The sequence below is a fragment of the Picosynechococcus sp. NKBG042902 genome, assembly GCF_963864045.1.
Taxonomy (GTDB): domain Bacteria; phylum Cyanobacteriota; class Cyanobacteriia; order Cyanobacteriales; family MRBY01; genus MRBY01.
This window is the reverse complement of record NZ_CAWLTV010000077.1, coordinates 94,141-116,362: the sequence shown is the minus strand read 5'-3', so window position 1 is coordinate 116,362 and position 22,222 is coordinate 94,141. Positions and strand designations below refer to the sequence as shown.

General features: G+C 47.3%; 19 protein-coding genes, 1 tRNA gene and 1 riboswitch. Of the genes, 19 read left to right on the top strand and 1 reads right to left on the bottom strand.

Annotated elements, in window-relative coordinates; all coding sequences use genetic code 11:
- The first annotated feature begins 94 nt into the window (after positions 1 to 94).
- The 12 genes from AACR41_RS15645 to AACR41_RS15590 all read left to right on the top strand — a co-directional run bounded on the left by AACR41_RS15645 (position 95) and on the right by AACR41_RS15590 (position 14,600).
- Positions 95 to 1,249 (top strand): D-alanine--D-alanine ligase family protein, encoded by a 1,155-nt coding sequence (locus tag AACR41_RS15645; RefSeq protein ID WP_030005887.1) that lies wholly within the window; start codon positions 95 to 97, stop codon positions 1,247 to 1,249.
- 68 nt (positions 1,250 to 1,317) lie between these two features.
- Positions 1,318 to 1,464: riboswitch (cobalamin riboswitch) on the top strand.
- A gap of 365 nt (positions 1,465 to 1,829) precedes the next feature.
- Positions 1,830 to 3,800 (top strand): TonB-dependent receptor plug domain-containing protein, encoded by a 1,971-nt coding sequence (locus tag AACR41_RS15640; RefSeq protein WP_030005886.1) that lies wholly within the window; start codon positions 1,830 to 1,832, stop codon positions 3,798 to 3,800.
- Between the two features lie 40 nt (positions 3,801 to 3,840).
- A complete protein-coding gene (locus AACR41_RS15635) occupies positions 3,841 to 4,608 on the top strand; it encodes a metallophosphoesterase (protein WP_030005885.1) in 768 nt (255 codons plus the stop codon).
- A gap of 11 nt (positions 4,609 to 4,619) precedes the next feature.
- Positions 4,620 to 5,834 (top strand): ABC transporter substrate-binding protein, encoded by a 1,215-nt coding sequence (locus AACR41_RS15630; RefSeq protein WP_030005884.1) that lies wholly within the window; start codon positions 4,620 to 4,622, stop codon positions 5,832 to 5,834.
- Positions 5,831 to 6,883 (top strand): iron ABC transporter permease, encoded by a 1,053-nt coding sequence (locus tag AACR41_RS15625; protein ID WP_030005883.1) that lies wholly within the window; start codon positions 5,831 to 5,833, stop codon positions 6,881 to 6,883. Before AACR41_RS15630 ends, AACR41_RS15625 begins: the two co-directional genes overlap by 4 nt.
- 199 nt (positions 6,884 to 7,082) lie before the next feature.
- Entirely contained in the window at positions 7,083 to 7,892 is an 810-nt protein-coding gene (locus AACR41_RS15620) for a TIGR04255 family protein (protein WP_030005882.1), read from the top strand.
- Positions 7,889 to 8,605 carry a helix-turn-helix domain-containing protein gene (locus AACR41_RS15615; RefSeq protein WP_030005881.1) on the top strand — a complete coding sequence of 239 codons (717 nt, stop codon included), beginning with the start codon at positions 7,889 to 7,891 and terminating at the stop codon, positions 8,603 to 8,605. The genes AACR41_RS15620 and AACR41_RS15615 overlap by 4 nt, the downstream gene beginning before the upstream one ends.
- Positions 8,595 to 9,440 (top strand): hypothetical protein, encoded by an 846-nt coding sequence (locus tag AACR41_RS15610; protein WP_045441377.1) that lies wholly within the window; start codon positions 8,595 to 8,597, stop codon positions 9,438 to 9,440. The genes AACR41_RS15615 and AACR41_RS15610 overlap by 11 nt, the downstream gene beginning before the upstream one ends.
- 224 nt (positions 9,441 to 9,664) lie before the next feature.
- A complete protein-coding gene (locus tag AACR41_RS15605; protein ID WP_030005879.1) occupies positions 9,665 to 10,150 on the top strand; it encodes a crossover junction endodeoxyribonuclease RuvC in 486 nt (161 codons plus the stop codon).
- A gap of 93 nt (positions 10,151 to 10,243) precedes the next feature.
- Positions 10,244 to 12,058 carry a threonine--tRNA ligase gene (gene thrS, locus AACR41_RS15600; protein ID WP_030005878.1) on the top strand — a complete coding sequence of 605 codons (1,815 nt, stop codon included), beginning with the start codon at positions 10,244 to 10,246 and terminating at the stop codon, positions 12,056 to 12,058.
- A gap of 19 nt (positions 12,059 to 12,077) precedes the next feature.
- The gene (locus AACR41_RS15595) at positions 12,078 to 12,671 is read left to right on the top strand and encodes a hypothetical protein (RefSeq protein WP_152550957.1); all 594 of its coding nucleotides are present in this window, start codon (positions 12,078 to 12,080) and stop codon (positions 12,669 to 12,671) included.
- Positions 12,672 to 12,680: 9 nt separating this feature from the next.
- Positions 12,681 to 14,600, top strand: a complete 1,920-nt coding sequence (locus tag AACR41_RS15590) for an ABC-F family ATP-binding cassette domain-containing protein (RefSeq protein WP_030005876.1) — start codon at positions 12,681 to 12,683, stop codon at positions 14,598 to 14,600.
- A gap of 74 nt (positions 14,601 to 14,674) precedes the next feature.
- Here the strand turns inward: AACR41_RS15590 and AACR41_RS15585 are convergent.
- Positions 14,675 to 14,761: transfer RNA gene (locus AACR41_RS15585), tRNA-Ser, on the bottom strand.
- Between the two features lie 71 nt (positions 14,762 to 14,832).
- On the opposite strand from AACR41_RS15585, the gene AACR41_RS15580 reads away from it, so the two are divergent.
- The 7 genes from AACR41_RS15580 to AACR41_RS15550 all read left to right on the top strand — a co-directional run bounded on the left by AACR41_RS15580 (position 14,833) and on the right by AACR41_RS15550 (position 22,168).
- Positions 14,833 to 15,201, top strand: coding sequence for a 2Fe-2S iron-sulfur cluster-binding protein (locus tag AACR41_RS15580; RefSeq protein WP_012306254.1), 369 nt, complete (start codon positions 14,833 to 14,835; stop codon positions 15,199 to 15,201).
- Between the two features lie 95 nt (positions 15,202 to 15,296).
- On the top strand, positions 15,297 to 16,139 hold the full coding sequence (locus AACR41_RS15575; protein ID WP_030005875.1) for an inositol monophosphatase family protein: 843 nt from the start codon (positions 15,297 to 15,299) through the stop codon (positions 16,137 to 16,139).
- A gap of 71 nt (positions 16,140 to 16,210) precedes the next feature.
- A complete protein-coding gene (locus AACR41_RS15570; RefSeq protein ID WP_030005874.1) occupies positions 16,211 to 17,143 on the top strand; it encodes a J domain-containing protein in 933 nt (310 codons plus the stop codon).
- Between the two features lie 34 nt (positions 17,144 to 17,177).
- The gene (locus AACR41_RS15565; RefSeq protein ID WP_030005873.1) at positions 17,178 to 18,392 is read left to right on the top strand and encodes an ATP phosphoribosyltransferase regulatory subunit; all 1,215 of its coding nucleotides are present in this window, start codon (positions 17,178 to 17,180) and stop codon (positions 18,390 to 18,392) included.
- Between the two features lie 43 nt (positions 18,393 to 18,435).
- Positions 18,436 to 19,068: an ATP phosphoribosyltransferase gene (gene hisG / locus AACR41_RS15560; protein WP_012306250.1), complete on the top strand. Its 633-nt coding sequence runs from the start codon at positions 18,436 to 18,438 to the stop codon at positions 19,066 to 19,068.
- 136 nt (positions 19,069 to 19,204) lie between these two features.
- Positions 19,205 to 20,524, top strand: coding sequence for a 30S ribosomal protein S12 methylthiotransferase RimO (rimO, locus tag AACR41_RS15555; protein ID WP_030005872.1), 1,320 nt, complete (start codon positions 19,205 to 19,207; stop codon positions 20,522 to 20,524).
- 180 nt (positions 20,525 to 20,704) lie between these two features.
- On the top strand, positions 20,705 to 22,168 hold the full coding sequence (locus AACR41_RS15550; RefSeq protein WP_012306248.1) for a DEAD/DEAH box helicase: 1,464 nt from the start codon (positions 20,705 to 20,707) through the stop codon (positions 22,166 to 22,168).
- The last annotated feature ends 54 nt before the right edge of the window (positions 22,169 to 22,222 follow it).

Sequence of the window (22,222 nt, the reverse complement as noted above, 5' to 3'; positions counted from 1 at the left end):
TAAAGACTCAATCTCTTTTTTTCTGCCTGCCATATTTTTCTCAGGGATCCTCTAAAATAACAAAACTGCTCAGAATTGTGGGAAAGTCACGTTAATGATGGGATTTGTTTACGATTTTAGTCAACTGCCAAACTACCTTGAAATTCTCCGGAAAAAGTTAAGAATTGCCGTAATTCATGGGGGTGACAAAGCAGCACAGGGGGCCGTGATCTACCAAACCCACAATCCCCGCTCTACCAAAACCTACGAAGTGGTAGCCCATGACATTGCTGCGGCCCTCGAAGATTTAGAGTTTCAGCACGTGTTTGTGTTGCCCGATGATTCGACATTAGGCGATCGCCTCCGGAAACATCAGATTCATCTGGCTTGGCTCAACACTGGTGGGGTTCAGGGTTACAATCCCGTCTGCCACACCCCGGCAATTTTAGAAATGTTAGGGGTGCCCTATATTGGCCATAACCCTTTAAATAGCTCGATTTTAGATAATAAACATAGCTTTAAACGGGAACTGCAAGGACTCGGCTTTCCCACTGCACCATTCATGATTTGGCATCCGGCCCAAGGGAAATTTACTGCCAAGGACAACGCTCGTTTTCAACAAACCTTTGGTGATTACCAGGGGGCTTTTCTCGTTAAACCCGTTTCTGGTCGCGCCTCTTTGAATATTCATTTTGTGGATCAGCCCCAGGATCTCGGTGAGGCGATCGCCAACATACATCAGCAAACCCACAACACCGCGTTAATCGAACCTTTTCTGACCGGGCGGGAATTTTGTGTCTCCGTGTGTGGCTATGTGCGCCAGCGTCAAGGGCAGTTTGAAAAATTAGAATCTCCCTTTACGTTTTCGATTTTAGAGCGTCTTTTAGAAGCCGATGAAAAGATTTTTACCTCGATGGATAAAAAAGCAATTACAGGCCAAAGAATTCGTTTTCTAGATGATCGTGATCCAGCCAAAGAAAAGCTGGCAAAACTCGCCCAACAAGTCTACTGGGAATTTAGTTTAAATGCCTTAATTCGTATCGATGCCCGGATGGATGCGGCGGGAAATATCCAAATTTTAGAGGCTAATCCCAAGCCCGATCTTAAGCGGCCCGCTGCCAATGTCACCAGCCTCGTTGCCCAGGGGCTATCGGAACAGGGGATGACCTATGAGGACTTGATTTTGTCGCTGATTAGCGATCGCCTGGATTATTTATTGACCAACCATACCCAGATTATTCCCCACATTACGGCCCTGCTTAATCCCTAAAGGTGCTTTTCTCCCAAGGCTCAAGGGGACTTCATAAATCTATTTACATCGGGGGCGATCGCCTGCTATATAATTAGACTCTGTTCGGTTTTATCGGGGATCAGCCGATAAAAGCAATGGGGAAAGAACGGTGCAAATCCGTCACTGTCCCGCAGCTGTAAAGAAGTTTCTAATAATTTCTAAGTCAGAATGCCCGCCGAGCCAAGCATAAACGTTTTAGTAATTACCCATCTGCGAGGTACGGATGATGTTTTCTTTTAGCACTCAATCTTTTTCTGCTGCCCATAATTTCTATCTTTTGAGACTGCAATATCGCCGCAATCAGCAAACCCAGTCTCGTTAGCGAGTTTGTCTTAAATATTGCTTTAACCCGTTATTCCATCAGCATTAGCCTCATTCAATGAGGTTGAGAAATGCATTGATTTTGGCAAATCAGAAAAAAATCGACGATATTTTAATCGCTCAACTGCTTTGCTTTTCTTAAGGTTATTGACCAAGGCTTTTTATGACTTAAAAGTCTTGCTACTACTCCATGAATTCTCCCTTCATTACATTAAAAATTAGCCCAAAATATTCTTAGATGACGTCATTTTTTACGCCCCAGACGATTTGCTTTACTATTCTTTGTTTTCTCTGTAGTAGTATCGCTGTTTTTGCTCAAGAAGAGAACGATCTAGATGATGAACAAGAGACCGTTGATTTTGAACTAACGGTCATTGACCAGCTATTAAATCAACCTGTATATGCTCCGTCGCGCCAGGAAGAAACGGTTCAAGATGCAACCCGTGCGGCCTATGTGATTAACCGGGAGCAAATTGAAGCCCAAGGGTATCGCACCGTCAACGAAGCCTTGAAATATTTCCCTGGGATTTTTATTGATAGCACGGCTGGATCTCGCCTCGGTGCCCAAAGTTCTCAGATTTTTCGGGGGGCTAATAGTTCTTCCCAAACATTAATTTTGCTTGATGGCAGGCCGCTTAATCGTTTCGATTCAGGGAACTTCGATCTGTCTAATTTGACTACCGATAATGTCGAACGCATTGAATTAATCCCTGGGGGCAGTTCGGTGCTGTTTGGTTCCAATGCCATCGGCGGCGTGATTAACATCGTCACGCGACAGCCGGAATTTAATCAGCCTGTGGTCGTAGAAACGGGGTTAGATGTCGGTAATTTTGGTTATAACCGCCAAAAAGTGGGCGTTAGTTTTGGGGCAGAAAACCAAGCGGTACGGATTGCCTATGACCGAACCGCCGCAACGAATGATTTTGATTATGATATCCGAGCGCGTAATCTATCCGGAACTCGGGACAATGCCGCCAGTAATATTCAAAACATCAATCTCCAGGCGGTGAGTCAGTTGGGCGATCGCCACCGGTTGCGCTTTAACGGCATCTACAGCAGTAAGGATTTAGAAATTCCGAGCAGTGTTTCTTCCCCAAGTCCAAATGCGACCCAATACGACAATAATTGGTTGTTGTCCCTGGATTTAGAGTCTCGCCTGGGGAATAGCGATGATTCTCTGCTGACGACAAGATTATTTGCGGATCTGAATGATTTTCGTTTCTTTGATGAGAATCAATTTGGGACAACCGATGCCCGCTATGAAAACAATTCTTTTGGTGCCCAGATTCAGCACAATTGGCAACTGAATGAAACCCAAAATCTCACCTATGGTTTTGATTACCGCTATTTGACTGCAAAAGCAGAAGATCCTGGTGTATTTGGCTTTAGTTACGACGAAAACCTCAGTCAAGGGGCCATTTTTGCCCGCTATGGCCTGGATGTTACCCCGGAACTGGCTTTAAATCTGGGCGTGCGCCAGGACTTTAATAGTTTGGCCGATGGTTCGGTCACATCACCCAGCGCAGGGTTTGCCTGGCAAGTGGGAGAATCGACTCGCATTCGGGGTAACTATGCCCGCAATTTCCGGGTTCCGACTGCCGTGGATCTCTATTTTCCTGGGTTTAGCAATCCTGATTTAGTGCCGGAACTGGGTAATAGTTTTGATCTGGGCATTGACCATCGCTTTTCGGATCGTGCTTTGGTGCGCCTGACTTATTTTAATAACACCCTCGATGATGCCATCGTTTTTGATCTTGGGACATTCACTCCTCAAAATGTCCGGAAAGCCCGCAATCAAGGTTTAGAAGCAGAGGTGACGTTGCAATTGTCCCGATCTTTTTCTGCTTTTGCTAACTACACTTGGAACAACTCAGAAATTCTTGCCGATGCGGATCCGACGGTGGTTGGTAATGAGGTCGCCTTTGCGGGGACAGATTATTTCAATGTGGGTCTTGCCTACGAAAATCCCCAGGGAATTTATGCCGGAATTTTCCTGAAACGGGTGGGCGATCGCCTGACGAATAATGCCAATACTGAATCCTTGGCAGGCTACACAAACCTGGATCTGCGGGCGCGCTATCCCATCAGTGATACCGTAAATTTAACGGCGAGTGTGGAAAATTTGTTTGATGCGGATTTTGAAACATTCCCCGCTTACCCTGGAGTGGGGCGTCGGTTTCAGATTGGTGTCAATGCTCAATTCCGTTAAGCTGCTTTGTTTCGTTTCCCAATTTTGCCCACAATTTCCTATGGTTCTCATTGCCCAAATTACTGATACCCACCTCCTCGACCATCCCGATGCCGAAATGCGGGGCGTAAAAACGGATGCGTCGTTTCAGGCAGTATTGGCGGCGGTGCAACGGTTTAAACCGGATTGCTTGATTTTGACCGGGGATTTAGCCCACCACGGTGAGGCGATCGCCTACGAACGGCTACGGGATTTAGTCGAAGCAACGCAGATTCCTAGCTATTGGCTGCCAGGGAACCACGACGATCCAGAAGCAATGGCCGGGATTTTGCAGGGAGATTATCTTTCGCCAGACAAGAACATTTCTTTGGGGAACTGGCAACTGTTGCTGTTGGATTCGTTTCTTGAGAACCCAGAATATGGCGAGGGTTTTTTAGATACAGCGCAACTGGCTTGGCTCGCGGAAAACCTGGAACAATCTTCACACTCTCCGGTGGCGATCGCCATCCATCACCATGTGGTGCCAGCAGGCGTTGATTGGCTCGATCAAATCGATGTGACCAACCGCGCCGAATTTTGGCAGATTGTGCAACATCATCCCCAGGTGAAAACGGTTTTCTTTGGCCATGTGCATCTGGAATACAGCGTCACCCAAGGGGGCATTTCTTGCTTTGGTACGCCATCAACCTGTACCCAAGTGACCCCCCCGGATCAAGAATTGCGGGAAGGCGATCGCCAACTGTGGGAACAACCGGGTTTCCGTCTGTTTGAACTCCAGGACGATGGTCGCTTCCAGACAAAAGTCCAACGCATTCCGTGGTTTGCGTAGGAGAAAAAACGATGCGTTTCCCCTTCTTGCCACACCGTTCGATTCCTCTGCTGGGCCTGGGTTTATCCCTGTGGCTAGGGGGGTGTGGCCCCACCCAACAAACCGTAGAAACCCCAACTTCGACGGCGGCCTGTGTCGAAAATTATGACCCGGCGGTGGATTATTTCCCCGATAAGGTGACACCAGAATTTGCCAGGGGCTTTCAGGTGACATACCACGACCATTACAAAGTGGTGACGGTGCGGCAACCCTGGGAAACGGCCCAGCAGGATTTGACCTATGTTTTCGTGCAGTGTGGTACGCCCATTCCAGAGGATTATCCAGGGGCGACCATTGTTGAAGTGCCTGTAAACCGGGTGATTGCCCTTTCGACGACCTATTTACCCCATTTGGAAATTTTAAAGCAGTCGGAAAATTTGGTGGGGGTAGGCGATCGCCAATTGATTTACAGTCCTGAGATCCGGGCGGCCATTGAAGCAGGTGAAATCAAAGAAGTGGGCAACCTCCAGCTAGACCGGGAAGCGATCCTCAGTCTCCAGCCCGATGTGATTTTGAATTATCGCCTCGATGCCAGCGAGGGGAACAATACCAGCGCCTTGGATTCTTTGGGGTTAACGGTGGTTTTAGACGCAGCGCACCTGGAACCGACTCCCCTGGGCCGGGCGGAATGGCTTAAGTTTACGGCTCTATTATTCAACGCAGAAAAAAACGCCAACGCAACCTTTGGGGCGATCGCCAACCGTTACCAAGCCCTCGTGAACCAAGTCAAAGATTTAGACACCACGCCGATGGTGCTGAGTGGGTCGCCCTACCAAGGGGTCTGGTATGTGCCGGGGGGCGAAAGCTATGTGGCCCAACTGCTGCGGGATGCGAACGTGAATTACCCCTGGGATGCGACAACGGCCCGCTTGAGCTTACCTCTAGATTTTGAGGCTGTTCTAGGTCGGGCAAAAACAGCGGATCTTTGGCTGAATGTGAATCCTGATTGGCAAACCACCGCCGATATTTTCCAGGAAGACCCGCGCTATGAACTGTTTGAGGCAGTACAAAACCAGCAAGTCTATGCCGCCAACAACCGGGTTGCGTCTGGGGGAGGTAATGATTTTTGGGAAGGGGGCATTCTCAATCCCGATGTGATCCTCGCCGATGTGATTAAAATCGCCCATCCGGATCAATTACCTGACCACGAGCTTTATTATTACCGTCACTTGCAAGATTCCCCGTGAAAATTCCCTACACCACGACCCCTCTAACTTGTTTGTCCCTACCGGAACTGCGGTGGCGATCGCCCTCGTTATTTATCCTGCTGGGGGGATTATGGGGGATTTTATTTTTCCTCAGTTTGAGTTTGGGCTCGACGACCATTCCCTGGGATCAACTTTTGGCGATCGCCTTGGGTCAACCCATTGACAATCCGGTGTGGGCAGAAATCGTTTGGCAACTGCGCTTTCCACGGGCGATCGCCGCCACCTTTGCCGGAGCAGCCCTAGGGATTAGCGGCCTCCAGATGCAAACCCTATTTAATAATCCCCTCGCTGGCCCCTTTGTGCTAGGCATCAATTCTGGGGCGAGTTTGGGGGTGGCTCTGGTGCTGTTGGGAACGGGTTTTATGGGCGGTCTTTTTGGAAATTTGAGTGTGGCGATGGCAGCAAGTTTGGGGGCGGTGGCGGTGTTGCTGCTCGTTTTGGCGATCGCCCGTCGGATTCCCCACAATGGCACCCTATTAATTTTGGGGTTGATGCTCGGCTATGTCAGCAATTCCCTCGTTACATTGCTGTTGCACTTTAGCCCCACAGAAGCGCTGCGCCTGTATCTCAGTTGGACGTTTGGCAGCTTTGCGGAAATCCAGCGGGAACAGTTGCCTATTTTTATGGTGTTAATTTTTGCGGGGGGACTCCTGGCTTTTTTTCAGGCGAAACCTTTGAATGCGCTTCTTCTCGGCAAGCAGTACGCCCAAAGCGTTGGCCTCAACCTGAAGGCAACCCGCCGTCACATTATTGTTAGCACTGCTCTTCTAGCGGGATCTGTCACGGCATTTTGTGGCCCGATTTCTTTCCTAGGGATTGCGGTGCCGCACCTCTGCCGGGGCTTACTGAAAACGGTTGATCATCGGCTTTTGGTGCCAGCGGTAACTTTATTGGGATCTAGTCTGGCGTTGCTGGCGGATATTATTGTGCAATTGCCGGGCAGTGAATTAACGTTACCCTTGAATACGGTTACAGCGATGTTTGGTGCGCCGATTATTGTGATCTTAATTTTGCGTCGCCATCGTTAGCGGAACGTAATACGAAAAGGAGATGAAGTAGCAGATGAGCACATCGCAAAAACGCTATGGTTGTTTGAAAATTTTTGTTTATACTTCACACTTTAATTCACATTAGTGAATTAAAATAGCATTACACAAAATAGTAAACGCCTTGTGTGTAGTTCTTTGGTACTAAAAATGCTTATTTTTGTCCACAATTTTCAAAAGGATGCAAAAAGTGGCTAGTATCAACAATCCACTTATCGATTCACCTCCTTCAGAAGTGCCTTTAGCAAATGCACCTCTTGTTCGCGTGATTGCCCAAGTACGTTTTCCACTTATTCTTGCAATTGAAAAAGGCGATATAGTGAGTCAATTTCAAGAAAAAATTCGAAAAAAATATCCTATTCTTAAGCCTGAAAAAACGCAGGGACTTATTCTTGGTAGGCAAGGTTTTGAACAAACACCTCCTCAAATAACTTGGCGATTTTCAGATGTTGAAAATCGGTGGCGAGTATCATTAACACCTAACTTTATGGCACTTGAAACTACTAATTATTTAAGTCGTACTGATTTTCTGGAACATTTGCGATTTCTGTTGGTAGCACTTCAGGAGACTTTTAATCTTAATGTTATTGAACGATTTGGATTGCGATATATAGATAGGCTAGTTGGACAACATACACAAGATATTTCATGTCTTGTCAGATCTGAGATAGCTGGCATTACAAATTCTGAATTAAAAAGTTATATTCAAGAAAGTATTAATCAATCTTTGTTTATCATTCCAGAAGAAGGTGGGCAAATTCTTGCCAAATGGGGACTGATAGCGGCAAATACGACTTTCGATCCAAGCGTACTCGAGCCTATTGCCGAACCAAGTTGGATACTAGATCTAGATATGTCTCTTTCCAAGAACCGAGAGTTCAGTGTTGAGAAACAAATGGCTGAAGCCAAGCGGTTTTCGGAGCGATTATATACGTTCTTTCGATGGATTGTGCAAGATGAATTTTTACGACGTTTTGGAGGTGAAGGATGAATAATCTTTTAGAGAAGAAATCAAATGATTTGACTAGCACCTCTGCTCGTGGTTCTATGATAGACTCACAATCTCAATCAATGATTCCTAGAGGTTTTTTTGCCAGAGATAATACTATTGCTTTAGACACAATTGTTGATTTGGATTGGTTAACAGCTTCAGATTCTACAACAAGTGGGGTTAATCCAACTGCGGTCTACTATTATCTTAAAACACCTCATGAAATTCAGAGTAATACGCAAAAGTCCATTAATGAACTAAGAAGACTAAGTGGATTAACTTGGGAACAGCTTGCTAGATTATTTAATGTTTCACGCAGAACCCTTCATTTCTGGGCAAGTGGACAACAAATTAATAGCTCCAATGAAGAAAAGCTTAATCGATTGTTGGGTGTTATTAAATACATTAACCGAGGTAGTGCGAGTCTCAATCGTAATCTTTTGTTGATGCCTATTAAAGATGGAATACTTCCTTTCGATTTATTAGTAGATGGGAAATACCAAGAAGTTAAAAATATTTCAGGTTCGGGCAATGCACCTCAAAAACCAAAGCTCAATCCTTTATCTGAAGATGCTCTTGAACTACGTAGACCCGTAAGTCCAGAAAATCTTATTGATGCTTTACAAGATCCTATTGAACCTATTCGTCGCGAAGCTAGACGTTCTAGACCTGCTAAATCAGTAAGGAGTCGCAAGAATAGTAGTGGAAAATGAGCGCGATACTTGGATTCGAGAAATAGATGCTGTTCTTCAGGAATGGTGTCAGGGGGATTATGTGCTTGGAGAATATTGGTTTGTTCAACGGTGCGATCCCAAAAGACCATTAACAAAAGAATCTGAAGAAGCAGCAACAGAAGAAATCAATTTAGCAGAAGTACCAATTCCTGGTTTTGTCGTAATTACGCAAACTTGTGATATTGTTCGTTCTTGTAAAGAGCGTCCATTTATTGAAGTTTCTCCTCTTTTTGAGGTTGATCCACAGAGATTATTAGAAATTCAAAAAGCAAGAAGACCACAATATACTTATATTCCAGGGGTTGCAGAGCTTAATTTAGTTGCCGACCTCGATCGCGTGATGACAGTAGAAAAAGCTGTTGTTGCTGAATGGAAACGCCAACAAGGATGTCGAGACGATGAGGAAATTAGAGCATTAGGTCAAGCATTGGCGCGAAAACGAGTTAGGTTTGCTTTTCCTGATGACTTTGTTGGATTTGTGAGCGAACTCCAAAAACGTATTAAGAATAAGCATAATAAATCAAGCAATGAGGGTGATGCTTTACGTGCTTTGCGTGAAATTAGGGTAAGAGCATCGCCTTCTTGGAATTCTCCTAATATTGAATTAATGTTTTGGTTTATTCGTGATGAAAACCAAGTCGATTTTCAAGGATTGGGATGGAATCAATTATTAGAAACATGGTTGCAATTAATTCCTAAACATGGTCGTTTTCAAGATGTAAATGGTTCAGTTGTAACTATGGAAGATATAACAGCAAAAGACTACCTTGAAAGCGATCCACTAGATTTAGACCACTTATCTTCTCAAAATTAGACAATATAATTCTTAAGCTGATTCTATCTAATTGTCTCTTTAATCTCAATTTAGATCGATGCAAAATTGAGATAATAGTTTTTATCTAAATGCGATCGCATCGTTTTTAAATATTTGCTATGGAAACTATGAGAGCCTTGACAGCTCAAATGCACAGTCAGTGTACTTTGAATGTCGTGCTAAATTTGTGACTGAATAAATACCCATATAAAAATTTTTTCGCTATGAAGCGTTGGCTTGGCATTGATCCTGGTTTAGCAATTATTGGTTGGGCGGTCCTCGAAGAACAGGGACAAACGCTGCCACAAATTCTTGATTACGGCATTATCGAAACAGCCAAAAATTTATCGACGCCCCAACGACTCCTAGAAATTGAACAGGACTACACAGAAATTTTGGGGGAATTTCACCCAGAGGCGATCGCCATCGAGATGCCCTTCTTTAGCCGTCAGATCAAAGCAGCAGGGGGCGTATTACAGGGTCTAGGCATTTTAAACTTGGTTAGCCTGCGAGAATTAAACATCGAACCGATTTATCTGCACCAATCCAGTTGGAAATGCCACATCGGTAATGCAAAGGCCGATAAGCGGGAAGTAGCGACCCTCGTGCAGTCGATTTTTGGGATGGAGACGATGCCTATCGATGACAGTGTCGATGCCATTGCGATCGCCTATGCCGCCGCCTGTGGTTTGCGTAATGAGATTCGGTAAGTGAAAATTCCCCAGTCCAGCAGAGACAACGGATAACATAGAATGGCGACCTGCTAAACTTTTTGGAGCAATTTTAAGGAGCATATTTCAACCATGGATCAGGTGAATGGTGAACAACTCGAACCGATGAAACTTCCCAAAACCAGTGAATCAGACACCCTCAAGCGGATTCGCCACACCACCTCCCACGTCATGGCGATGGCTGTCCAAAAGCTATTTCCCGACGCCCAGGTCACCATTGGTCCTTGGACAGAGAATGGGTTTTACTACGATTTCGACAAGCCAGAACCTTTTACGGAAGCGGATCTCAAGGCGATTAAAAAAGAGATGGTGAAAATCGTCAAGAAAAAATTGCCTGTGATCCGTGAAGAAATTTCCCGGGCCGAAGCCGAAAAACGGATCAAGGAAATCAACGAACCCTACAAACTCGAAATCCTCGCAGGGATTCACGACCCGATCACCCTCTACTACCTCGGTGATCAATGGTGGGATCTTTGTGCTGGCCCCCACGTGGAAAATACTGGTGATATTAACCCCAAGGCGATCGCCCTCGAATCGGTCGCCGGAGCCTATTGGCGGGGTGACGAAAATAATCAACAACTGCAACGCATCTACGGCACCGCTTGGGAAACCCCCGAACAGCTCAAAGAATACCAACGCCGCAAAGAGGAAGCCCTCAAACGCGACCATCGCAAACTCGGCAGAGAACTGGGTTTGTTCATGTTCTCCGATCAAGTCGGCCCTGGTTTACCCCTCTGGACGCCGAAGGGAACGTTGATCCGTTCCACCCTCGAAAATTTTCTTAAAACGGAACAAACTAAACGCGGTTACCAAGGTGTCGTGACTCCCCACATCGCCCGCGTGGATCTTTTTAAAGTGTCCGGTCACTGGCAGAACTACCGCGAGGACATGTTTCCGATGATGGCGGACGGCGACGCAGAACGGGCGGCGGAACAGGGTTTTGTGATGAAGCCGATGAACTGCCCCTTCCACATCCAAATTTATAAAGATCAACTGCGCTCCTATCGGGAATTGCCGATCCGTCTGGCGGAATTTGGCACGGTTTATCGTTACGAGCAATCCGGTGAATTGGGCGGTTTAACGCGGGTGCGGGGCTTTACTGTGGACGATTCCCACCTTTTCGTTACGCCAGATCAACTCGAAGAAGAATTCTTTAACGTTGTCGATTTAATTTTGACCGTCTTTAAGAGTCTGCAACTGAAGAATTTCAAGGCGCGACTGAGCTTCCGTGACCCCAACTCCGATAAATATATTGGCTCCGATGAGGTCTGGGAAAAGGCACAAAACGCAATCCGTAAAGCCGTCACCAAGCTGGATATGGACTACTTTGAAGCCGAAGGGGAAGCGGCGTTCTACGGCCCGAAACTCGACTTTATTTTCCAAGATGTCCTCGAACGGGAATGGCAATTGGGTACAGTACAGGTGGATTACAATCTCCCTGAACGCTTTGAATTGGAATATGTTACCGAGCATGGCGATCGCCAACGGCCGATTATGATTCACCGAGCACCCTTCGGTTCCTTGGAGCGATTGATCGGCATTCTGATCGAAGAATATGCGGGTGATTTTCCTCTATGGCTCGCCCCCGAACAGGTCAGAATTCTCCCCGTTAGCGATGAATTTTTCGACTACGCCAAAGCCCAAGCGGATAAACTGCAAGCCGCTGGCATCCGGACGATCGCCGATGCCTCTGGGGAACGTCTGGGCAAATTGATCCGCAACGCCGAAAAACAGAAGGTTCCTGTGATGGCGATCGCCGGGGCGAAGGAAGTCGAAGCCAATAGCCTCAGTATCCGCACCCGTGCCTCTGGAGAACTCGGCGCGATTCCGATGGAGGAAGTGGTTCAACGCTTAGTTGAAGCAAACATGAGTCATATCAACTTCTAAAAAACGTCTCGTCAATTATTTGGGGCGATTTGAAGCAGAAAGATACTTTGGCTTAAAATCGTCCTATTTTTTAAATTATTATCGAAAAGTGCTTATGATACTTGAGTCACTTAAAATTTTAATTTCTAATACAACTCATTCTATAAATCCTTCTTTTTTTGCAGCATTTGCCTCTGCAATTGCTGCATGTATTTCAGCTTACGTCGCATGTCAGCAGTATACAATCAATAAATATCGGCTTAAATTTGATTTATATGAACGACGGCTAAATATTTTTAGTGCAGTGATTAAATTTATGGTTTCTGTTCGTAATCATCCATCACTTCTTGATCCAGAAGCATTTTATGATGCTCGTTTAATAGAGTTAGACTTAAATACTAGAGACGCTACTTTTTTATTTGATGAAAACACTTGTAAATACATAAAAAAGATCAGAAAAGAGTCTTTGGACATACTGACTATCGGCCATTCACTTGCTGAAAAAGATTTATCTCAACATGATCGAGATATTCATGCGGAAAAAAAAGCAAAAAAATTGATCTGGTTAACTAACCAGTTAGAAGAATCACAAAATGAATTTAGAAAATATTTAAATCTAGGCATACTTAAATAAATTCTTGATATGAGTATCATTACCCTCCAATCCATTAAAAAAGATTTCGGTATTAAAGAAATTCTCAAAGAGGCGAGCTTGAGCATCGATGATGGTGAAAAAGTCGGCTTGATTGGGGTAAATGGGGGGGGCAAATCAACCCTTTTAAAAATGATTGCGGGGATTGAACCCATTGATGGAGGACAGCGGCTCGTTCGTTCTGGGGCAAGGATTATTTATCTACCACAACAACCAGAAATTGATCCAGAAAATACCGTTTTAGATCAGATTTTTGCCAATTGCAGTGAACAAATGAAATGGGTTAAGGCCTATGAAGACTTATCCCACAAAATGGCAAAGGCTTCTGGTGATGAATTGAATAGTCTCATGGGCAAATTATCTAGTATTACCGAAAAAATGGATGCCCTGAATGCTTGGGAAGTGGAAACCAATGCCAAGATTATCTTGAGTAAATTAGGCATTGATGATTTTGAGACAAAAGTAGGGGATTTGTCCGGTGGTTACCGCAAACGCATTGCCCTTGCTTCAGCATTATTATCGGAACCTGATTTGCTCCTAATGGATGAACCAACGAACCACCTAGATGCCGATTCAGTGGAATGGTTAGAGGGCTATTTAACTCAATTTTCAGGGGCATTACTATTAATCACCCACGACCGTTATTTCCTTGACAAAGTCACCAACCGCATCATCGAAATTGATCGCGGCGATCTGTATACCTACGCCGGAAATTATTCCTATTACCTAGAGAAAAAAGCCCTGGCAGAAGAGGCAGCGGTTAGCAGCCAACAGAAACATAAAGGGGTATTGCGACGGGAATTAGAATGGCTCAAACGGGGGCCGAAGGCGAGGAGTACCAAACAAAAAGCGCGCATTGATCGAATTGCCGATATGCAAAATACAACCTTCAAAGAAGCCCAAGGTAAAGTTGAAATTGATACACCGGGGCGACGGATTGGTAAAAAAGTTGTTGTCGTCGAAAATCTCTGTAAAAGTTTCGATGATAAAACGATCATTAAAGACTTTAGTTATGAATTTAATCCCGGCGATCGCCTCGGTATTATCGGCGGCAATGGGGCGGGTAAATCGACCTTTTTAAATCTGATTACAGGACGACTCGAACCCGATAGCGGCACAGTAGAAATTGGCAGTACGATTCATATTGGTTATTTTGACCAACATTCCGATGATTTACTTGATGAAGCCACACAAAATCAACGGGTGATTGATTACATCAAAGATGTTGCTACCTATGTGCAAACGGCGGATGGCACACAAATTACAGCATCCCAAATGTTGGAACGATTTTTGTTTCCGCCTGATCAACAATATGCGCCGATTCAGAAACTTTCTGGGGGTGAAAAACGGCGTTTATTTCTGCTAAAAGTGCTGATGGGTGCGCCGAATTTACTCATTCTTGACGAACCTACGAATGATTTAGACGTACAAACCCTGTCGATTTTGGAAGATTACCTCGAAGACTTTAATGGCTGTGTGATTATCGTTGCCCACGACCGTTATTTTCTCGACCGGACAGTGAACATGATTTTTGCCCTCGAAGGCAATGGACTGCTGAGACAATACCCCGGCAATTATTCCCTTTATTTAGACTATAAACAGGCAGAAGCCGCCCAAAACCCACCGGAAAATCCTCCTCAAAAAGAGGCGATCGCCAAACCACAAACCCCTAGCAAGCCAAAAGCAGCCCCATCCCGTCGCCTGTCAAACTACCAACGGCGTGAACTAGCACGTCTCGAAAATGAGATTATTCCTGAGCTAGAAATTCAGCGGGAAGCATTGCAAACAGAACTCAGTAACCAAGCTGACTATGAGCAATTGCAGGCCCTTTCTTTAAAATTAGAAGCCCTAAATCAAGACATCGAAGCAAAAACAGAACGGTGGTTAGAACTGGCAGAAATGGAGCATTAACCATCGTCTTTCAAGCCACAAAAAAGCCCTAGACAACACATCTAAGGCTTTTGTAAATAGGTTCTAAATTAGAACGGAGAGAGAGGGATTCGAACCCTCGTTAGAGTTACCCCTAAACAGCATTTCCAGTGCTGCGCCTTCAACCGCTCGGCCATCTCTCCAGATGGGGCACGGTTAATGATTATACAATAACTAAAGGAAAAGGCAAATTTTTATTTTTTCTGCTGTAACCATGGCTAAAACTCACAAAATCACGATTAATTACCGGCAAATTAACGAAACCCAGACTTTTACCGTCCCTGAGGACGAATTCATCCTGCGGAGCATCGAAAAACAAGGGTTTCAGATTCCCTTCTCCTGTCGCAACGGGGCCTGTACGACCTGCGCTGTGCGGGTTTTGTCCGGGGATCTCGAACAAAAATATGCCATGGGACTTTCCCCGGATCTGCAACGCCAGGGTTATGCGCTGATGTGTGTGAGCCATGCCAAAAGTGATTTGGTGGTAGAAACCCAGGATGAGGACGAAGTGTATGAACTCCAGTTTGGGCGCAACTTCGGTAAGGGTAAGATTCGCTTTGGTCTACCCCTTGATGAAGACTAACGGTATTTAGACACCCCCATTATCAACTCTGATCCTGGGGCGATCGCCACTTTCTTGGATTCAAACTTTGCCCATCTCCTTTTATAAATATCTCTATGGCCCTTCCCTCCCTACCCGAACGCCAAACTTACCTCGACATTGCCACAGAAGCCGCCCTCAGTGCTGGCGCAATTCTCAGAAAATACTACGGCAACCTCCAACAAATTCGGGAAAAAGCAACCCCAGGCGATCTGATCACAGAAGCGGATACCACCTCCGAAGCCGCCATTATCGAGCTGCTCCAAAGACATCTACCGGATGTGCCGATCCATGCCGAAGAAGCAGGCCAGTTAGCCACAAATCAGCCCAGTCCTTACCTCTGGATGATCGATCCCCTCGATGGCACAGTGAACTACGCCCATGGCTATCCGATGTTTTCAGTTTCCATTGCTCTGTTATATGCCGGCGAACCGTTAGTGGGCGTTGTTTACAATCCCTACCGCGATGAACTCTTCCGCGCCGCCCAAGGATTAGGGGCCACCCTAAATCGCCAACTGATCCAAGTTTCAAAAACAGATCAGCTACAAAATAGTCTCCTTACCACTGGCTTTGCCTATGATCGCCGGCAAACGAAGGATAATAATTACCGTGAATTTTGTTACCTCACCCACCAAACCCAGGGGGTCAGACGGGGCGGATCGGCGGCCCTTGATCTCGCGGATGTGGCCTGTGGTCGCCTAGATGGTTACTGGGAACGGGGCATCCAACCCTGGGATATGGCGGCGGGCATCTGCATTTTGCGGGAAGCGGGCGGCCTCGTCACCAGCTACGATCAAGCCCCCCTCGATATGGGCAGTGGTCGGCTCTTGGCGACGAATGGCAAAATTCATACCCCGTTGAGTGTCGCCCTCCAAGAGGCCCAAGGATGGTTTCAGAGTTATTACGCTGCGGATTCATAAAAACCATCATTAAACGGTTGTACCTTTTTTAGAATCAGTCATAATTAGGTCAATGGGACCCCCACAAACATATGTCGCTTGCCATTAACCAAGGATTATTTGCTCGAAAAATTGCCGACCATTTTGCGGTGCTCGGCTTGCCCATTGATGCGAATCCAAAAGTCGTGCGCAAAGCCTATTTACAAATTGCCCAACGGCTCCACCCGGATACCTGTACCCTAACCCAGGCTCTGGATAAACGCTTGGCCAGTGAATTTTTGTCAAAGCTCGTGAATCCGGCCTACGAAAAACTATCTAAGCCCGCTTCCTGGTCAGAATACCAAGTGATTCTGGTGCAATTGAGTCAGCAATTGAGTAATGAGACAGATAACCTTGTCCTCACCACGACGGAAGCCCAGGAACTCCTCGATACCCCAGGGAATATTTCGGCGCTCTACCGGGAGAAGGTGGCCGCTTTGGCCCAGGCAAATTACCAAACGATGGCCACAGTCCCCCAGGCGATCGCCACCTTAAGCGAACTGAACCTCGTCTATCTCCAATACCTCGGCAAGGTTAAAAAAGTCGAGACCAAAGAAACCATGCCCCAATATCCTGGGGAAACCATGGCGACATCAGGCACTACCGTCAGCCCGCCGCCGCCGAAAAATACCAGCACATCTTCCCTAGACGCAGCCCTTTGGCGGGGAGAAGAACACCTAAAAAAGAAAAACTATGCCAAGGCCGTGCTGGAATTCCGAGATGCCCTCCAGCTCGATCCCAACTGCATCAAGGCCCACGCCCTCATGGGACTGTCCTATCTCAGCCAAAACCAACTGGCAATGGCCAAGGTGCATATCAAAAAAGCTTACCTCTCCAAACCAACAGATCCCCTCGTTCGCCAAGCCAAGCAAGCCCTCGAAAAAGTGATGGGCAGCGCCCTAGAGACCCAACCAGGGGCCAAGAAAGGGAGCTCCGATAAACAAGGGGGTTTATTTGGCGGTTTGTTTGGCGGGAAAAAGAAGTAGAATAGGCGACGGCAAAGCTCAACATACGGATTTCATGATTCATCAACCCCCCGCAGGTGCCAGGGATTTATTACCCCTCGAAGTTGCTCAAAAGGCCTGGATTAATGACAATCTCCAACGGGTTTTTCAACAGTGGGGCTACCAGCGGATCGTCACCTCTACTTTGGAATGGTTGGAGACGCTCACGGCTGGCGGGGCGGTGGATCGCACAAAGGTCATTCAACTACAAACGGCAGAAAGTCAAGCTTTGGGTTTGCGCCCAGAGTTAACGGCCTCGATCGCTAGGGCGGCTGTCACCAGAATGGCCGAAAATACCTTTCCCCAACGGCTTTGTTACCGGGCCAATGTGTTTCGCCATCCCCCCCGGGGCAGCCACGGCAAACAGATGGAGTTTTACCAAGCGGGAGTAGAGTTACTCTTTGCGGCAGGAATTGTGGCGGATGCAGAAATTTTATTGCTTCTAGCAGATTCCCTCGATGCCCTGGGTTTAGAAGATTGGCAGTTAATTTTAGGGGAGGCGGCCCTGGGGCGATCGCTCTTGGATCCGTTTCCTGAACCAGTAAGAGAAACAGTTCGTCATTGTGTGGCCAATTTAGACCGGGTTGGGTTGCAGGAATTACCCCTGGATGAGGATCTCAAGGCCTATGCCCTGGACATTTTTGATCTGCGTGGCGAGCCGGAAACCGTATTGGCGCGGGTGAGTCAGTTTGATCTGGGGCCAGAGGCGCAGGAAATCGTCGCGAATCTTAAGGCTCTCTTTGCGTTATTGGCTGGGAGTACCCAGAAGCAACTGCCAATTATCTTGGATTTAACCCTAATTCAGACCTTTGATTACTACACGGGCATTGTGTTTGAGGTGGTTAATTTTGCCAATCATCAGTCCTATATCTTGGGTCAAGGCGGCCGCTATGATCAGCTTCTGGGCCTGTATCATCCCCAACGGGAAAATCACCCCGGTATTGGCTTTTGCTTGAATATTGAAGAACTACACACCTGCCTTTTGGCGAGTCCCCAATTGCCAAAACAACTCGCTGGCAGTGCTTGGTTGGTAATTGCGACGGAACCTGAGGCCCAACAACAGGTATTTCACTATGCCCAAACCCTGCGTCAAGGGGATGAAATGGTGCGCGTCGAAGTGGAACTGGGAGGGCGATCGCCTGCCGAAATTTATGCCTACGCCCGCAGTAGCCACATCACCCACCTCGCCTGGATTGACCCCAGTGGCGAACCCAAACTCGAAACCCTCTAAATCCCGTTTTTTAAAAGATTTTTGAATCACTGCTAACGAAAAAATGCTTACCATTGCCATTCCCAAAGGTGGCCTCCTCCCAGAGGCGATCGCCCTCCTCCAACAAGTCGGGTTAGACTTTAGCGCCTTCCTCGATAAAAAAAATCGCCAACTGCAAATCACCGATCCCACTGGCACTGCCCGGGCGATGCTCGTGCGCACCCATGACGTTCCCGTCTATGTCGAATATGGCCAGGCCCAACTGGGCTTTGCGGGTTACGATGTCCTCCGGGAGAAAAAACCCGATGTCGCGAATCTGTTAGACTTAGGGTTCGGTGGTTGTCGCCTCTCCGTTGCCGTCCCCAAGGCCAGCCCCTACAAAAATCCCCGGCAACTCCCCCCCAACTGCCGTGTAGCCTCCAAATTTGTTAATTGCGCCAAAGACTACTTCCGCGATCTCGATCTCCCCATTGAAGTCATCCCCCTCCACGGCTCCGTCGAACTCGGCCCCATTACCGGCATGTCCGAGGCGATCGTTGACCTTGTTTCCACTGGGAATACCCTTAGGGAAAATAACCTCGAAGAAGTTGAAGTGCTCTTTCATAGCACCGTCCGCCTCATTGCCCACCCCACCAGCTACCGCGCCAACCGTCACAATATGCTCGATTGGGTGCAAAAATTGGAGCAAATCCTCTAAATTTTTGGGCAAATGGTAACAAGGTTTGCTGACAAATTCCTAAAAAATATTTCAGCATCGCCCCAAGATCCGTTACAATGCATTAAGAAATCGTTCCTAGATCTTGACCTAAACTCCGTTCTTTACTAGAAACTGCATGACCACAAAACCGACAATCGCCATTTCCCATCTTGGTTGTGAAAAAAACCGCATCGATTCCGAACATATGATTGGGCTATTGGTAAATGCTGGTTATGAGGTTGATGCAAACGAAGAACTAGCCGATTACGTCATCGTCAACACCTGTAGCTTCATCGAAGATGCCCGCGCCGAATCTGTGCGTACCCTAGTGGAATTGGCAGAGGCAAACAAGAAAATTGTCATTTCCGGTTGCATGGCGCAGCACTTCCAAGAGCAACTCTTAGAAGAATTGCCTGAAGCCGTTGCTCTCGTAGGCACTGGGGACTATCACAAAATCGTTGACGTGATTCAACGCACCGAACAGGGCGAGATTGTAAAGGAAGTTTCCCAAGAAATTACCTATATCGCTGACGAAACTGTGCCCCGCTACCGCACCACCAACGAAGCGGTGGCTTATCTCCGGGTAGCGGAAGGCTGTGATTACCGATGTGCCTTTTGCATCATCCCTCACCTCAGAGGGGATCAGCGATCGCGCCCCATTGAGTCCATCGTGGCCGAAGCCAAACAATTGGCTGAGCAAGGCGTCCAGGAAATTATTCTGATTTCCCAGATCACCACCAACTATGGCAAAGATATCTACGGCAAACCCAAATTGGCAGAACTCCTCAGAGCCTTGGGTGCAGTCGATGTGCCTTGGATCCGCATCCACTATGCCTATCCGACGGGGTTGACCCCTGAGGTGATCACGGCGATGCGTGATACCCCCAACGTTATTCCCTATCTGGATCTCCCGCTACAACATTCCCATCCAGATATTCTTCGGGCGATGAATCGTCCTTGGCAAGGTCGCGTCAATGATCGAATCATTGAAGACCTGAAAGAGGCGTTACCCGATGCAATTTTGCGCACCACCTTTATCGTGGGTTTCCCCGGCGAGACGGAAGAACACTTCCAGCACCTCGTGGATTTTGTGAAACGTCACGAGTTTGATCATGTGGGTGTGTTTACTTTCTCGGCTGAGGAAGGAACCCCTGCCATTGATTTACCGAACCAACTACCGCAATCTGTCAAAGATAGCCGTCGGGATGCTCTGATGGAAATTCAACAACCGATTGCTGCCCGCCGCAATGAACTTTGTGTCGGACAAACGGTGGATGTGCTGATCGAACAGGAAAACCCAGCGACTGGTGAATTAATCGGGCGATCGCCTAGATTTGCCCCAGACGTTGACGGACTGGTATATGTCACCGGAGAAGCCTCCCTCGGCAGTATTGTCCCTGTTCAAATTACCGCTGCGGATATTTATGACCTCTACGGCACCATCGTGGAAGCATAACTAGACCGTCCAGCCACACCCCCGGCATTGTCCAGACTGCCAAGAAGCATCCAATCGGTTTTATTTCAAAGAACCCAGTTTGGGAAAAGGGTTGGGGGAGGGATTGCCCTTAGATAAGACGCATTCCCAATTTTTGTCAAACCTTAGCAAAAACCCATCCATAAACCTTACAACTTTTTTATGACCACTTCTTTTCAAACCATCGGCTTATCCGACGCCCGCGTTGACCTATTAGAAAATATTGGCTTCGAGAAGCCCACCGAAATTCAAAGTAAAGCGATCCCCGCAATCCTCGAAGGACGGGACGTGGTGGGACTATCCCAAACAGGTACAGGTAAAACCGCCGCCTACTCCCTGCCTTTCCTCGAAAAAATTGACCTGGAACAAAAGACTGTCCAGGGATTGATTCTGACCCCTACCCGTGAACTGGCGGTGCAGGTGACCCAGTCCCTTAAGGAATTCGCCGTGGATCGTCGTCTCTGGGTGCTCACCGTCTGCGGTGGTCAATCCATGGAACGGCAAATTCGCAGCCTGCAAAAGGGCGTCCACATTGTTGTGGGCACGCCGGGCCGGGTCATCGATCTTCTCGAACGGGGTAAGTTGTCTTTTGAAGAACTCCGTTGGGCAGTGCTTGACGAAGCCGATGAAATGCTCAGTATGGGCTTCATTGATGATGTGAAAAAGATTTTGCGTCAGTCCCCCAAAACACGCCAAACGGTTTGTTTCTCGGCGACCATGCCCCCCGCAATCCGGGATCTGGTGGAAAATTTCCTCAATGACCCGATCAACATCACGATCAAACAGCCCCAGGTTACGCCTGACCGCATTGCCCAAGAGGTCTACATGATTCCGCGCGGTTGGTCAAAAACTAAAGCCCTCCTGCCCATCTTGGAAATGGCAAACCCAGAGTCGGCGATTATCTTCGTGCGCACGAAACGGACGGCTTCGGAGTTGACCAATGAGTTGGTTGAAGCGGGCCAAAGTGCCGATGAGTACCACGGCGACCTCAACCAAAACCAACGGGAAAAACTGGTACGTCGCTTTAAAGACGGCAAGATCAAGATGATTGTCGCCACGGATATTGCGGCGCGGGGTCTGGACGTGGAAAACCTCAGCCACGTGATTAACTTTGATTTACCGGATAATACGGAAAGTTATATCCACCGGATCGGTCGGACGGGCCGAGCTGGTAAAACGGGTACTGCGATCGCCCTCGTCGAACCCAGCGATCGCCGGTTGTTGCGTCAAATTGAACGGCGCGTCAAACAGTCCCTCAAGGTTTCGACTATTCCGAGCCGCACTGAAGTAGAAGCCCAACGGGTGACCCGCCTGGAAACCCAAGTACGGGAAGCCTTGGCTGGAGAACGGATGGCCTCTTTCTTACCGATTGTGAAGCGTTTGGGTGATGAGTATGATCCCCAGGCGATCGCCGCAGCGGTATTGCAGATGATGTACGACAATAATTCCCCCGAATGGCTCAACGAAGATTGGGAAGTACCGGAAGTCAACACCAAGACAGGTCTCCCCAAGCCGACGAAAAAAGGTGGCCGCAGCGGACGTCGTTCTAACTACAAAGGGAGTGGCGGTGGCTACAAAGGTGATCGCTCCCGGGGACGCCGTTCCTACAGTTCCAACCATTCCTAAAAACGTGATATCGCTGACTTCCCAGGTGATCCAACTCACTAAATCTAGGGGAAT

What these genes read in the sequence shown, in the direction of transcription:
- AACR41_RS15645 (WP_030005887.1), top strand. Translation starts at nt 95, where the DNA reads ATGATGGGATTTGTTTACGATTTTAGTCAACTGCCAAACTACCTTGAA.
- AACR41_RS15640 (WP_030005886.1), top strand. Translation starts at nt 1,830, where the DNA reads ATGACGTCATTTTTTACGCCCCAGACGATTTGCTTTACTATTCTTTGT.
- AACR41_RS15635 (WP_030005885.1), top strand. Translation starts at nt 3,841, where the DNA reads ATGGTTCTCATTGCCCAAATTACTGATACCCACCTCCTCGACCATCCC.
- AACR41_RS15630 (WP_030005884.1), top strand. Translation starts at nt 4,620, where the DNA reads ATGCGTTTCCCCTTCTTGCCACACCGTTCGATTCCTCTGCTGGGCCTG.
- AACR41_RS15620 (WP_030005882.1), top strand. Translation starts at nt 7,083, where the DNA reads ATGCAAAAAGTGGCTAGTATCAACAATCCACTTATCGATTCACCTCCT.
- AACR41_RS15615 (WP_030005881.1), top strand. Translation starts at nt 7,889, where the DNA reads ATGAATAATCTTTTAGAGAAGAAATCAAATGATTTGACTAGCACCTCT.
- AACR41_RS15605 (WP_030005879.1), top strand. Translation starts at nt 9,665, where the DNA reads ATGAAGCGTTGGCTTGGCATTGATCCTGGTTTAGCAATTATTGGTTGG.
- thrS (WP_030005878.1), top strand. Translation starts at nt 10,244, where the DNA reads ATGGATCAGGTGAATGGTGAACAACTCGAACCGATGAAACTTCCCAAA.
- AACR41_RS15590 (WP_030005876.1), top strand. Translation starts at nt 12,681, where the DNA reads ATGAGTATCATTACCCTCCAATCCATTAAAAAAGATTTCGGTATTAAA.
- AACR41_RS15580 (WP_012306254.1), top strand. Translation starts at nt 14,833, where the DNA reads ATGGCTAAAACTCACAAAATCACGATTAATTACCGGCAAATTAACGAA.
- AACR41_RS15575 (WP_030005875.1), top strand. Translation starts at nt 15,297, where the DNA reads ATGGCCCTTCCCTCCCTACCCGAACGCCAAACTTACCTCGACATTGCC.
- AACR41_RS15570 (WP_030005874.1), top strand. Translation starts at nt 16,211, where the DNA reads ATGTCGCTTGCCATTAACCAAGGATTATTTGCTCGAAAAATTGCCGAC.
- AACR41_RS15565 (WP_030005873.1), top strand. Translation starts at nt 17,178, where the DNA reads ATGATTCATCAACCCCCCGCAGGTGCCAGGGATTTATTACCCCTCGAA.
- hisG (WP_012306250.1), top strand. Translation starts at nt 18,436, where the DNA reads ATGCTTACCATTGCCATTCCCAAAGGTGGCCTCCTCCCAGAGGCGATC.
- rimO (WP_030005872.1), top strand. Translation starts at nt 19,205, where the DNA reads ATGACCACAAAACCGACAATCGCCATTTCCCATCTTGGTTGTGAAAAA.
- AACR41_RS15550 (WP_012306248.1), top strand. Translation starts at nt 20,705, where the DNA reads ATGACCACTTCTTTTCAAACCATCGGCTTATCCGACGCCCGCGTTGAC.